The organism is Acetobacter sp. DmW_136 (assembly GCF_008690365.1).
In the GTDB taxonomy this organism is placed as follows: Bacteria; Pseudomonadota; Alphaproteobacteria; order Acetobacterales; family Acetobacteraceae; genus Acetobacter; species Acetobacter oryzifermentans.
The window spans coordinates 74,339-87,459 of the sequence record NZ_VHON01000005.1; the positions used below are offsets into that span (position 1 = coordinate 74,339).

The 13,121-nt window shown below is 54.5% G+C and carries 13 protein-coding genes; 10 read left to right on the forward strand and 3 right to left on the reverse strand.

Annotated features, from left to right (window positions below; all coding sequences use genetic code 11):
* The first annotated feature begins 36 nt into the window (after window positions 1-36).
* Both FKW31_RS01085 and FKW31_RS01090 read left to right on the forward strand, forming a co-directional pair.
* Window positions 37-885 (forward strand): undecaprenyl-diphosphate phosphatase, encoded by an 849-nt coding sequence (locus FKW31_RS01085; RefSeq protein ID WP_150177222.1) that lies wholly within the window; start codon window positions 37-39, stop codon window positions 883-885.
* Window positions 886-900: 15 nt separating this feature from the next.
* Window positions 901-2,427, forward strand: a complete 1,527-nt coding sequence (locus FKW31_RS01090; RefSeq protein WP_150177224.1) for an amino acid permease — start codon at window positions 901-903, stop codon at window positions 2,425-2,427.
* 1 nt (window position 2,428) lies between these two features.
* On the opposite strand, the gene FKW31_RS01095 is transcribed toward FKW31_RS01090, so the two are convergent.
* Window positions 2,429-3,496, reverse strand: a complete 1,068-nt coding sequence (locus tag FKW31_RS01095) for an ATP-grasp domain-containing protein (protein ID WP_006115214.1) — start codon at window positions 3,494-3,496, stop codon at window positions 2,429-2,431.
* The gene (locus FKW31_RS01100; RefSeq protein WP_063353962.1) at window positions 3,493-4,059 is read right to left on the reverse strand and encodes a DedA family protein; all 567 of its coding nucleotides are present in this window, start codon (window positions 4,057-4,059) and stop codon (window positions 3,493-3,495) included. Before FKW31_RS01100 ends, FKW31_RS01095 begins: the two co-directional genes overlap by 4 nt.
* A gap of 228 nt (window positions 4,060-4,287) precedes the next feature.
* Here FKW31_RS01100 and FKW31_RS01105 point away from each other — a divergent pair, with 228 nt between their 5' ends.
* From FKW31_RS01105 to FKW31_RS01140, 8 genes are read left to right on the forward strand one after another with little or no spacing between them, the layout of a single operon-like run.
* Window positions 4,288-5,283, forward strand: a complete 996-nt coding sequence (locus tag FKW31_RS01105; RefSeq protein WP_150177226.1) for a lytic transglycosylase domain-containing protein — start codon at window positions 4,288-4,290, stop codon at window positions 5,281-5,283.
* Window positions 5,280-6,146 carry a septal ring lytic transglycosylase RlpA family protein gene (locus FKW31_RS01110; protein WP_150177228.1) on the forward strand — a complete coding sequence of 289 codons (867 nt, stop codon included), beginning with the start codon at window positions 5,280-5,282 and terminating at the stop codon, window positions 6,144-6,146. The genes FKW31_RS01105 and FKW31_RS01110 overlap by 4 nt, the downstream gene beginning before the upstream one ends.
* A 6-nt stretch (window positions 6,147-6,152) precedes the next feature.
* Window positions 6,153-7,373 carry a D-alanyl-D-alanine carboxypeptidase family protein gene (locus FKW31_RS01115; RefSeq protein WP_006115218.1) on the forward strand — a complete coding sequence of 407 codons (1,221 nt, stop codon included), beginning with the start codon at window positions 6,153-6,155 and terminating at the stop codon, window positions 7,371-7,373.
* Window positions 7,374-7,376: 3 nt separating this feature from the next.
* On the forward strand, window positions 7,377-8,021 hold the full coding sequence (tmk, locus tag FKW31_RS01120; RefSeq protein WP_150177230.1) for a dTMP kinase: 645 nt from the start codon (window positions 7,377-7,379) through the stop codon (window positions 8,019-8,021).
* Window positions 8,022-8,025: 4 nt separating this feature from the next.
* The gene (locus FKW31_RS01125; protein ID WP_150177232.1) at window positions 8,026-8,970 is read left to right on the forward strand and encodes a DNA polymerase III subunit delta'; all 945 of its coding nucleotides are present in this window, start codon (window positions 8,026-8,028) and stop codon (window positions 8,968-8,970) included.
* The gene (metG, locus tag FKW31_RS01130) at window positions 8,967-10,505 is read left to right on the forward strand and encodes a methionine--tRNA ligase (RefSeq protein ID WP_150177234.1); all 1,539 of its coding nucleotides are present in this window, start codon (window positions 8,967-8,969) and stop codon (window positions 10,503-10,505) included. Before FKW31_RS01125 ends, metG begins: the two co-directional genes overlap by 4 nt.
* Window positions 10,505-11,317, forward strand: coding sequence for a TatD family hydrolase (locus FKW31_RS01135; RefSeq protein WP_150177236.1), 813 nt, complete (start codon window positions 10,505-10,507; stop codon window positions 11,315-11,317). The genes metG and FKW31_RS01135 overlap by 1 nt, the downstream gene beginning before the upstream one ends.
* A gap of 31 nt (window positions 11,318-11,348) precedes the next feature.
* Window positions 11,349-12,143, forward strand: a complete 795-nt coding sequence (locus tag FKW31_RS01140; RefSeq protein WP_150177238.1) for an MBL fold metallo-hydrolase — start codon at window positions 11,349-11,351, stop codon at window positions 12,141-12,143.
* Between the two features lie 58 nt (window positions 12,144-12,201).
* Here FKW31_RS01140 and FKW31_RS01145 read toward each other — a convergent pair whose 3' ends face one another.
* Window positions 12,202-13,080 carry a universal stress protein gene (locus FKW31_RS01145; protein ID WP_063353970.1) on the reverse strand — a complete coding sequence of 293 codons (879 nt, stop codon included), beginning with the start codon at window positions 13,078-13,080 and terminating at the stop codon, window positions 12,202-12,204.
* Window positions 13,081-13,121 lie beyond the last annotated feature (41 nt).

Sequence of the window (13,121 nt, forward strand, 5' to 3'; positions counted from 1 at the left end):
GCAGCAAAGTTGTGCCAGCGTGGGTTGTAACTGCATATGTCGTTTCTTCAGGCTATCATTATCGCTCTTCTTCAGGGAGCAACAGAACTCTTTCCCGTAAGTAGCCTTGGACATGCTGTTATCCTTCCGGCGTTGTTCCATTGGTCGTACGATCTGCATGACCCGGCATTTCTGCCGTTTCTGGTTATGCTGCATCTGGGTACTTCTGTGGCGCTGCTAGTTTTCTTCTGGAAAGACTGGCTGGCCATATTCAAAGGGGCCAGTGGCAGTTGCGGCCAGCGCATGCAAATGGAAAGCCTGCATATTCTGTGGCTGCTCATTGTAGCCACCATTCCCGCTGTTGTGGTGGGTGGCCTGTTTGAGCACTTCTTGCGCAATTTGTTTGGCTCAGCCTCATCCGCTGCCATTTTCTTGTTTTTAAATGGTTTGCTTTTGCTGGTGGTAGAACGGCTGCGCAGCAGTGTGGTGCGGAAAAACGTTAATTCTGTTGCCAGCATGACATCGCGCGATGCGGTCATTATTGGCCTGTTCCAGTGCCTTGCATTCTTTCCTGGGCTTTCTCGCTCTGGTGCAACCATTTGTGGTGGTTTGTTGCGGGGGCTGCACCATGATACGGCAGCACGCTTTTCCTTTTTGATGGCGCAACCCGTTATTCTGGCCGCTACGGTGCGTGAAGCCTTCAAAATGCGGCATCTGGAGCTACAGCCGGGGCAGATGCGCATTGCCGTGGTGGCAGCTCTTGTATCTGGCCTGACGGCATTGTTCAGCACCGCTTTTCTGATGCGGTATTTCCGTGATCACGACAGATGGGCGCTTTCTCCCTTTGCTTGGTACTGCATGGGCGTAGGCGGTATTGCGACCATTCTGTTCCATTTTATGTACTGATCCAGAAATAGTCTGATGGGAGATATTTCTGGTTCGCCGCGGCGCAAGTCTTTACAGCGCATTGAAAAGGAAAACAGCACCCAACGCCTAAGCAGAACACTGGGGCCTTTGCAGCTTACCATGCTGGGCGTGGGCTCCACTATTGGCGCGGGTATTTATGTTATGACAGGCACGGCAGCCGCCAACTATGCGGGGCCGTCCATCCTTTTGTCCTTTATTGTGGCGGGGGTTGCCTGCCTTTTTACAGCTCTTTCTTATGGTGAGCTGGCATCTTCCATGCCGGTTTCAGGCTCTGCCTATACGTATGCCTATGTTTCTATGGGGGAGCGTTGGGCATGGGCTGTTGGATGGCTGCTTTTGCTGGAATATGGCATTTCCTGCGCAGGTGTGGCTGCTGGTTTTTCAGGTTATGCGGTCAGTCTTTTGCAAGATTTTGGCGTGCATGTGCCATCGGCTCTGTCCACCACTACGCTGCAAGTCGCGTTTGAAGGGGCATCCCGCCATGTTGCTGCGGGGTGGCGGATAGATGCGGTGGGCGCTTTCTCTATTCTGGCCGTTTCTTTGTTGCTGGTTTTGGGCGTGCGGGAATCCTTCAAAATCAATGCGCTCATTGTTTTTCTCAAAGTGGGCGTTCTGGCGCTCTTTGTGGCGCTGGGCGTGTGGGAGGTGCATCCGTCTTACTGGTCTCCCTTTATTCCGAAGTATGAAGGAGGCTTCCGCTTTGGCTTCCCCGGTATTTTCCGCGCAGCATCGGTTATCTTTTTTGCATATGTAGGGTTTGAGGCTGTTTCTACCGCAGCGGGAGAGGCCCAAAACCCTCGGCGGGATGTGCCTGTTGGTATCGTGCTTTCGCTCATTATCTGCACGGTTGTTTACATGATTGTGGCTGCCGTGTTGATTGGTGTGGTGCCGTGGCAGACGCTGGATGTAGCAGACCCGCTGGCAATAGCCGTTAACGCCATGCATCAGCCGTGGCTGGCTTTGTTTGTAAAGCTAGGGGCCGTTATCGGCCTGTGTTCCGTGCTGATGGGGCTGTTATATGCCCAAAGCCGCATCTTTTTTGCCATGGCGGAAGATGGCTTGCTAATGCCGATGTTCAGTAAGCTGCATCCGCGCTTTCAAACACCGTGGATCGGCAGCATTGTGCTGGGGCTTGGCGTAGCGCTGGCAACTGCCACGTTGCCGATTGATATTATTGGTGATCTGGTTAGTCTTGGCACGGCTGTAGCGTTTGGCATTGTGTGTTTTACCGTTATCTGGGTGCGCAATAAGGCCCCCGAAATTCCGCGTCGTTTCAGTGTGCCGTGGGGCGGCTTTACCGTACGCGGTATCTGGCTGGGCTATGTGCCGCTTTTAGGGATTTTCTTTTGCGCGGTTATGGTGGCGCCGCTTTGTGTAGATATGATGTTGGCCCTGTATAAAGGGGACCCCATACCTCTGCTGCTTCTGCTCACTTATGCCGGTATAGGGTGGGCCAGCTATCGGTTTTATGGTCACGTCCATTCCCGCCTGGGGCGGGAACAGCGCGAAAAAGCCAAATAATTCAGTCGTTCAACGGATAGGATGCCAAAAGCCGCTTCTGGCGCTGCCAGAGGCGCACACCTTCCCACAAATTGGTGGGGGACCAGCCAGCCTTCTTCTTTTTGGCGCCAATACGGAAACTTTCCCGGTAATGGTGGAACTGGGCTGCATAGGCTTCGCGCAGCGTTGTGCGGGAATCCCAGATGTGTATAGCTTCTGAGCCTACGCCATTGATTTCGATAATTTCAAAATCCTTGCCTTCACGCAGTGCTTCGGCAGAGCGGAATTTCACATCAATACGCCCGAAGTGAAAATCGGGAATATCCTGCATGATGGCGTCAATCTGTCGGGTGAGTTCTGGCGTAATGTCTGCCTTGCCGTTGCGGAAAATGGCCCCTTTGCAATGGTTGCCTGCAAATACCAGTTCCAGTTCATCCCCATCTGGCAAAACTTCGTGCAGGCAGTGTGTTAGGCGTGGCGTGTAGATGTGTAGCACTTTGCTGGTGCGGCTATCTTTTTGCAGCAGTTGCAGCACGGTATCGCGCCCATTTCCGCGCAGGGCCGGAATATCCTTGTAAGTGAGGGATGAAATTTCCCCCATAGGGCTGTCAGGATGACGAATATAAAACAGCCCGGCTTCGTGCTTCCATGTAATGAGTTTTTGTATCACCAGCCGGATCTTGCGCGGGAAGGAGGCGAGGGCTGCTTTCAGCTCATCTTCCGTGCGCACCAGTTTTACACCGGTGCCATTACATCCAATATCGGGCTTAACCACTACGGGCAGCGTGAGCCCTTTGGCCTGCATGGCAGCGTGGGCACGGGCAAGATCATGCGTGCCGGTTGGTAGCGTTACGTAAGGTGCAATCCAGCGTTTGGCATAATTGCCCGCCATATCCAGAATGCTGCTTTTGCTTTCACCGCACAGGCCACCTGTTTCAATACGCGGGTTGGCGGCTGTGGGTAGGGTCACATCCCCATAGCGTATGCCAAGCAGAATCCAGTAAGCCACAACGGGCGTGTAAAAAACCCAACCAGGCCAGAATTCAAAAAGGGAGAGAGGAGAAGGCTGTTTTTCGGCCTGTGTCGTCATGTCTTCTGTTTCTGTGCTCGGGCAATCAAACGGCCCATAAAGAAAATAACCAGCACAAATCCAGCCAAGCCAGCCCAGCGCCAAGCGCCAAGATGATCCAGAATAAACCCACCAACATGGAGCGAAAGCGCAAAAAGCGCAGTTGTCCAGATAAGCGTGGCCAGAAATGTGGCGGCAGTAAATATAGGCAAGCCCGCGTTAAAAAAACCGCTTGCCGTGTAAAGCGGCAACCGGGTGCCCGGAATAAAGCGGCTGACAAATACAACCCAGAACAGGTTTTTGGAAAGCCAGACTTTTTGGTTTTCCATCTGTGATGTGTTCACCCACCTTTGGGCAGGTTTCCAGCGTGCTGCCAGGTAGCCCAACCCGTAAAGCCCGATATCGCCCGTTACAATGCCAATATACAACGCAACAAGTGCTGTAATGGGGGAAAGAGTGTGAAGGTTAACCTGAATGGCCGTAATAACCGTGGCGGCATCTTCCAGCACAAACGTGGCCAGAATAACAATAATAACCTGCGCAAGAGGGTAAGCGGCGGTAAGTTCCAGAAACTGATCCAGCAAAGAAGGTAATCTCTCTCCGGCCAGAACAGCACGGTCTTGAAGGTTTTAAGAGTGTGAGCAGGGCTCCAACAGGCTCTTTTGTGACAGTATTGTCAAGGGGCGGAGACAGGTATGGAGCTGCGTGTTCGGAACCAAAAAGAAGGAATAAAGAAGATGGCCTGACAAAGGCCTTATTCCACTATATTCTATGATATTGAATGTTACACAGATCAGAAGCGTGAAGCCTTAATGCTACGAAGAAAACTTCTTGTTGGTGGGGCTTCTGCTCTGTTCGCCACACCTGTATTGGCCCGCACAACTGCGGCTACTACTCCGCACCCTGCTGCATCTTCCAGTTATGCCACCTTTCTGGCTGGCGTGCGGCGAGAGGCCATAGGGCAGGGTATTTCTGCTTCTGTGGTGGATCAGGCGCTGGCTCTTACCACCCAACCAAATGCCAAAGTGCTTAAGGCAGACCGGCATCAGCCAGAATTCACCCTGACATGGGCGCAATATAAAGATCGGGTTCTGACGGAAAAGAAAATTTCCGATGGGCTTGCTGCTGTTGGCCAACGTACAGCGCTGCTCAACCGTATCAGTTCCACATATGGCGTTAATAAAGGCGCTATTGCGGGTATTTGGGGGCTGGAATCTGCTTACGGCACACGCATGGGCACATTCCATGTGATCGATGCTTTAGCGACTCTGGCTTACGATGGCAGGCGTTCGGCTTTTTTCCGCTCCGAATTGATGAAGGCGCTAAGCATTCTGGGCCAAGGGGACATCACGCCCGCAGGTATGCTGGGCAGCTATGCAGGCGCTATGGGGCAGCCACAGTTTATGCCAAGCGCCTATCTGCGTTACGCAGCCAGCTACCCGGAAGGTGGGCGGCGCGATATCTGGCATAATGAAGCCGATGTTTTTGCCTCTATCGCCAATTATTTGGCCAAGTGCCATTGGTTGCCCGGACAGCCGTGGGGAGAGGAAGTCTTACTGCCTGACACCATAACGCAGGCACAAATTGGCCGTACGGTTGTGCACCCTATTTCATGGTGGGCGCAGCAGGGCGTGCGGCCACGTGCAGGGCAGTTTTCAAGTGCTGTGCAGGAAGGCGCTATTATCCGCCCAGATGGGGTGGGGGGCGAAGCCTTTATCGTCTATCATAATTTCAACGTGATCCGCCGCTACAACCCCTCCGATTTCTACGCGCTGGGTGTAGGGCTTCTTGGTGATGCAATAACGTGAAAAAACTCGCCCTTGTAGGGTGCCTGGCGGTGCTGGCCTGTTCGCGCCAGCAGCCTGTGGCACAGCAGGATCTGCATTATACAGTTGGGCCGGCATGGCAGGCAGGCAACAAGTGGTTTTACCCGCGGGAAGACTTTGCGTGGCAAGGCACGGGCTTGGCTGTAAGGGAGCCCCCACAGGCAGAAGGCCACCTGACAGCAGATGGTGAGGTCTGGCGCGCCGCCAGCATGACAGGTAGCCATCAGACCTTGCAACTACCCGCCGTGGTGCGGGTGACCAATCTGGATAACGGGCGGCAAATTGTGATCCGCTTGAATGATCGTGGCCCGAATGATCCGGGGCGTATGATCGGTCTTTCCCCGCGTGCCGCAGATTTGCTGGGTGTGGGCAAAGAGCCTGCGCGTGTGCAGGTGGTGGAAGATGAAATGGCCAGCAGGCAGTTTGCCGAAGTACTGCCCGGTGGCCCCATGTTGCAGATTAGTGCAGCCCCGCTGGAAAAAGTGCAGCAAACGGCATTAGGTAACGCGGCAGTGGATAGGCAGGGCCTTACAGTTCTGGCAGATAACACCACGCAGGAAATGCCTGCGCCGGGCAAGGTAGTGCTGGCAGATCTGCCAGCCACTGTTATGCAGGGCGCGCCTGTGTCCAGCATGCTGTGGGTGGAAACCATGGATTTTACATCTCGCTTGGCCGCCATGCGGCAGGCGGCGGCACAAGGTGCCAGCGTTCGGCCTGTGTTTTTGGGGCATGGCACAATGTGGGCTGTGCGCTATGGGCCTTTTACGACTATAAGCGAAGCAGATGCCGCCCTTAAGCGAGCACTTGCTACTGGTTTAACCGGATCTCATATCGTCGTCGAATAGGGAAAAATGTTGCAGACTCGACGGTTCTTACTCGCAGGGGGCGCTGCCCTTTTCTCTGGTGCCTATGCGCTTGATGCCATGGCACGGCCTCGCCACCACGGCGCGGCGGCCAAAGGTGCAACACCTGCGGCGGCCCAGCCTGCTGTGCCGGGGGCGGATACACCCGCCACTACGCCCGTGGGGCCGGTGGATACACAGGCACGCTGGGCCTGCATTCTGGATTACAATAGCGGTGCCACACTGCTTGAGAAAAATGCAGATGAGCGCATGCCCCCATCATCCCTGACCAAGATGATGACGGCGTATGTTACATTTGGCATGCTCAAATCTGGCCGCCTGAAGCTGGATCAGATGCTGCCCGTAAGTGAACGCGCATGGCGCATGCAGGGTTCACGCATGTTTGTGCCCTTGGGGCAAAGCGTAAGCGTGCAGGATCTTATTCAGGGCATGGTTATCCAGTCCGGTAACGATGCCTGTATTGTGATTGCAGAAGGCATTTCCGGCTCGGAAGAACAGTTTGTTGCGTTGATGAACGACACAGCCACCAAACTGGGGCTCACCAATTCGCACTTCATGAACGCAACTGGGTGGCCCGCAGAAAATCATTACATGTCTGCGCGGGATGTGGCCTATCTGGCGCTGCGTTTGATTCATGATTTTCCGGAATATTATCATTTCTTCTCGGAAAAAGAGTTCCTGTTTAACAAAATCAGGCAGGAAAACCGGAACTCTCTGGTGGTTAAAGGTTTGGCCGATGGCTTAAAAACCGGCCACACAGATGCAGGTGGGTTTGGCCTATGCGCTTCTTCTGAGCGCGAAGGGCGGCGTGTTGTGCTGGCTGTGAACGGGCTGCCTTCATCCGCAGCGCGTGGGCGGGAAGCTGAACGTCTGATGGGCTGGGCTTTCGCCAATTTTGAAACTGCGCAAATTGTCAGCAAAGGCGATGTGCTGGAACAGGCTCCTGTATGGATGGGTGTAACCCAGACAGTGCCGCTGGTGGCTGCGCAGGATTTCAAGATTTTGCTGCCACATGGCTGGCGCAATGGCACACATCTGGCGCTGGACTACAATGGCCCGATTATTGCGCCAGTGCAGGCCGGGCAGGTTGTAGGCCAACTTACAGTGTCTTTGCCCGGTGGGCGGCAGGCCAGTATTCCGGTGCAAGCCGGGCAGAGCGTGCCTGCACTCAGCTTTTTGGGGCGGGCTGCACGTCGGCTGCACCTCTGATTCATGGCTTGTGGCATGTTTATAACGCTGGAAGGCGCAGAAGGGGTGGGAAAATCCACCCAGCTGCGGCTTTTGAAGGAAAAGCTGGAAGCGCAAGGCCAGAAGGTTTTGGCCACGCGTGAACCGGGCGGTTCTGCCGGTGCGGAAGATCTGCGCCAGCTTTTGTTGTTTGGTAAAAATCCGCTTTCTGCCCGGGCGGAAATTCTGACACATTTTGCCGCACGGTATGATCACGTTGATCAGGTTATTCTGCCCGCTCTTAAGGCTGGGCAGATTGTGCTGTGTGATCGCTTTACCGATTCCACTTTGGCGTATCAGGGATACGGGAGCGCCAATGGTGACCCGGCTATTTTAAGCCTGATTGCAATACTGCAAAAGCAGCTTGGTTTGCAGCCAGATATAACCTTTCTGTTGCAAGCGCCGCGCGCCGTTTCCCGCCAACGTTTGGCAGCGCGTGGTGCGCCAACAGACAGGTATGAGCAGGCGGATGAGGCTTTTCATGCGCGTTTGGCAGATGGGTTTGCGCATATTGCTCAGGCAGAACCGCAACGGGTGGTAGTGGTGGATACCTCCGTTTATTCAGCAGAGCAGGTAAACGCTCAGATTCTGAAAGATATCCAGCCCCGTCTGGCCCATGCCGAGGGCTGAGAACGTGCAGGAGCCACGTCTGGCATCTTTGCAGTTGCGTGGGCATCAGGCCGCTTTGCAGTCATTTCGGCAGGCCATGCAGGGTGGGCGCTTGCCCCATGCGTGGTTGATTACAGGCCCACCGGGTATTGGTAAGGCCACATTTGCGTTCCGGCTGGCGCGTATATTGCTGGACGGGGAGGATGAACTAAGCCCCGCTGGGCGCCGTGTTTCTGCCGCCACGCATGCAGATTTGCTGGTTGTTGCCCGCGGGTTTGATGAAAAACGCCAGAAATACCGCAGCGAGATTGTAGCGGATGATGTGCGGCCTATTAACTCCTTTTTGCGGCGTACGGCGGCAGAAGGTGGGTGGCGTGTTGTCATTGTAGATGGCGCGGAATGGATGAACCGTAGTGCAGCCAATGCTGTGCTGAAAATTCTGGAAGAACCGCCGCCAGCTACGGTATTGTTGTTAACCTGTTCCGCTCCAGGGCGGCTTTTGCCCACTATTCGTAGCCGGTGCCGTAAACTGGAACTCGCACCGCTGGGTGCGGCAGATATGTCTGCCGTGCTGCATGCGCAGGCTCCAGAAGCTTCGGATACAGAAATACAGCGCGTTATGGCAGAAGCCCATGGTGCGCCGGGGCGTGCTCTGGCGTTGCTGGCAGATAAGGGTGGTGAAATTGCCAGCCTTGTGCACGAAGTGGTGCAGGGCATTACGCCATTACGCAGCTATGAGGTTGCAGAAACCATTTTACGCAGGGATTATGGTTTCAGTCTGTTTTTCAGCCTGTTATCAGACACACTCCAGATGCAAGCTCGTCAGGCGGCGCGGCAGGGAAACCCGCAATGTGTGGCCTTGGCCAATGCGTGGGAAGCCACCATGCGCAAGCACACCGAGACGGAACGCTTTAATCTGGATAAACAGGAAGCCCTGCTTGAAGCTATGACGATTGCGAGCCGAGAATGACCCGTCGTTTCTATGTAACTACGCCCATCTATTACGTGAACGGAGCGCCCCATATTGGCCACGCTTACACGTCTATTGCTGCGGATGTGATGGCCCGCTTTCATCGTCTGGCAGGGGATGAGGTCTTCTTTCTGACAGGCACGGATGAGCACGGCCAGAAGGTAGAGCAGGCTGCACAGGCCAATGGCATAGATGCCAAAAGCTTTGCGGATAAGGTTTCGGCCGATTTCCGCAATATGGCCGATGCCATGAACATCTCGTATGATGATTTCATCCGCACGACAGAGCCGCGCCATATTACCAGCACGCAGGCATTGTGGCAAAAAGTGGCGGATAACGGGGCTATTTACCTGGGCGCGTATGAGGGCTGGTATGCTCTGCGTGATGAATGCTTCTACGGTGAAGATGAACTGGTGCCCGGCCCGGATGGCAAAAAAGTTGCTCCCACAGGCGCGCCGGTAGAATGGGTGAAGGAACCCTCTTACTTCTTCAAGCTGTCTGAATATCAGGATCGGTTGCTGGAGCTGTATGAAAATAATCCGGATTTTCTGGGCCCTCATGGTGCGCGGAATGAGATTGTAAGCTTTGTTAAGCAGGGCCTGCGCGATCTTTCCATCAGCCGTACCAGTTTTAAGTGGGGCATTCCTGTTCCGGGTGATGATAAGCACGTTATGTATGTGTGGTTTGATGCACTCGCCAATTATCTGAGCGCTCTGGGCTATCCGGATACCTCTGCCCCGCGCATGGCGTTCTGGCCTGCCAACCTGCATCTGGTTGGCAAGGATATTGCACGCTTCCATGCCGTTTACTGGCCTGCCTTCCTTATGGCTGCTGGTATTGAGCTGCCACGCAAGGTGTTTGCCAACGGCTGGTGGACCATTGAAGGCCAGAAGATGAGCAAATCTCTGGGCAATGTGGTGGACCCGCGTGATCTGGTTAAAGAATTCGGACTAGATGCTGTGCGCTTCTTCCTGCTGCGCGAAGTGCCTTTTGGCGGAGATAGTGATCTTTCCCGCAAGGCGCTGATTATGCGCAATAATGTGGAATTGGTGAATGATCTGGGCAATCTGGCCCAGCGTACGCTTTCCCTTGTAGCGCGTAACTGCGGTGGTGTTCTGCCAGAACGTCGTACGCTAACGGAAGAAGATACCCATCTGCTAGGGCAGGTGATGGTGCTGCCCGATCTGCTGAAATCTCAGATCGAGCGGTGTGCACTTACAGATGCGCTGGAAGATGTGTGGAAGGTGATCCGCGCCTGCAACGCGTATATCGACCATCAGGCCCCGTGGGCGTTGCGCAAGACAGACCCAGAACGCATGAAGGACGTGTTGCGTGTGTTGGTAGATGCCCTGCGCGGTATTGCCACCATGCTCCAGCCGTTCATGCCGCAGAGCATGGAACGCATGTTGGATCAGCTTGCTGTTACGGCAGAAGAACGCAGCTTTGCCGCGCTGGAAACACCGTTGCCCGGTGGGCGTCAGCTTCCGGCACCACAGGGCATTTTCCCCCGTTATGTTGAGCCAGAACAGGCATAATGATGACAGAGGACAGTACAAAGCTGGCAGGGTTGATAGATTCTCACTGTCATCTTGATCATTTCTCAGTCGAGGAAATGCCAGAACTGCTTGAGGCCGCTAAGGATGCGGGCTTGGGTGGTATGGTCACTATTGGTACCCGCTTGGCCCGTGCGCCAGAACAAAAGGCGCTGGCCAAGCTGGATACGCCAGACATGCGCGTATGGTGCACCGTTGGCACGCATCCGGATCATGTGGAGGAAGAACATCTTCCTACTGTTGCGGATATTGTGGCCATTGCAGATGTGCCCGAAGTGATAGGTATTGGTGAAACCGGGCTGGATTACTTCCACGGCAAGGAAGATGTGCGCCCGCTCCAGCATGAGTATTTTCGCCAGCATATTCGCGCTGCGCGGGAACTGAATGTGCCGGTTATCATCCATGCCCGTCAGGCAGATGAGGATGTGGCCAGTATCTTAGAGGAAGAACATGCAAAAGGGGCTTTCCCCATTTTGTTGCATTGTTTTGCCTCAGGCCCAGAACTGGCGCAGCGCGTGGTCAATCTGGGCGGATATGTTAGTTTTTCCGGTATCGCCACATTTCCGAAATGTGATGAGATACGGGCCGTTGCGCGGGATATTCCGGCAGACCGCATTGTGGTGGAAACGGATTCTCCCTATCTCGCGCCCGTGCCAAAGCGGGGTAAGCGTAATCAGCCTGCTTTTGTGGCGCACACGGCAGCCCGGATTGCGCAGGAACGCGGCATGGAACTGCCTGATTTCACCCGCATGACTACAGAAAATTTTTACCGATTATTTCGCAAAGCCGTGTGATGGTTGCCGAGAAAAAGCGGAGTAAGCGGGTATGAAAGTTACAGTTCTGGGGTGTGGTGGGTCTGCCGGTGTGCCTATGGTGGGCGGGGCCGATGGCCATGGAATCTGGGGCGCGTGTAACCCGAAGGAGCCTCGGAATACCCGCACCCGTTCTTCTATTTTACTGCGGTTAAAAAACGGTGCTGGCGTATTGGTGGATACAGGGCCAGATTTGCGCGCCCAGCTTCTGGTAAATGGCATTAAGGATTTTCAGTCCATTATCTTTACCCATGCCCATGCAGACCATATTTCTGGGCTGGATGAAGTGCGCGCCATTAATCGCGTAATTCAAAAGCCGCTACATGCTTACGGTGCAGCGGAAACGCTAGAAGATATTCAGCGGCGGTTTGATTATGTGTTCAAACCGTGGACACCTCCAAACTTCTTCCGTGCTGTGGTGCAGGCGCACCCGGTAGAAATGGGGCAACCTATTACCATAAGCGGCACGGAGTTTACCTTTTTCAATCAGGTACACGGGCGTGTTGGGTCAACAGGCGTGCGTTGTGGCGGTTTTGTTTACAGCACGGATGTTGTGGAGTTTCCCGAAGCGTCTCTAGACATTCTGCGTGGGGTGGATACGTGGATGGTGGATTGCTTCCAACGGCAGCCTCATAGTGCACATGCTTGGTTGGAGCGGGTGTTGGAATGGCAGCAAGCTCTCAACCCACGCCGCATGATACTCACCCATATGGGCCCGGATATGGATTGGCAGTGGATGCAGGATCATCTTCCCGCAGGCGTAGAGCCCGCATGGGATGGCGCTGTGTTTGAAGTGGCTGATCCCTGAAATAAAGGCACCAGAGGGCTTGCCTGTGTAAGCAACCCCTCTGTTTTGTGTTTGGGTCTTAGCGGCTCATCAGTACCGTAATGTCTGCATGTTCCAGCGTATAACGGGTTACACCGCCCAGAATAAGCTGGCGCAGACGGGAGTGGGAGTAAGCGCCCATTGCCAGCATGTCTGCATCAAAGTCCTTACACGCGGCTTCCAGCCCTTTACCTACATCGCGGTCCACGGGCGGGAATTCCACACAATCAGCCGTAATGCCGTGGATGGCTAGATAATCCACTACGTCCCGCGCAGTGGGGCCACGGCGCTGATAATCTCCACAATGCAGCACACGCACAGCCTCTGCCGTAAGCGCCCATGCCAAAGCACCGCGTAGCGCGGATGAGGCTTCTGCCGTGCCATTCCAGGCAATGCAAACGCGTTTAATAAGCCCTTTGGGCGGTGTGCGTGGGGCAATTACCACTGGGCGTCCGCTATCAAACAGAACGGCATGCAGGGTTTCGGAAGATGAGACAGCATCACCGGAATCCGGGTGCGGCACGAGTGTAAAGTCAGACAAGCGAGCCTGCGCAGGCACAATTTCACTTTCCGCACCACGCATGATGTTGAAGCTGATTGTTGGTGCATCCATAGGGAAGGGGCCGCGTGGGGGCACAACCTGAATATCTGGATGCGCGGCCACAAAGCGTTCAAACAGAGCATGCACTTCATGCGCATGGCGTGCGCCTTCATGCTCGGCAGAGCGCATCAGATCTTCCACCATAGCGCCGGAAAGGCCTTCACCAGCCAATGGCGCCATTTCCCGCCCATCTGGGCGAATGTGCAGTACAGCCAGATGCGCGCCAAAGCGGCGGGCAAAGTTGTAGCCTCGGATAAGTGCGGCTTCAGCATTAGATGTGCTGGGAAGCGGCAGCAGAATTTTACGAACGTCTTTCATTCTTATTTTTCTCCGCTGTCTTTTAAAATAATGTGTTTCAA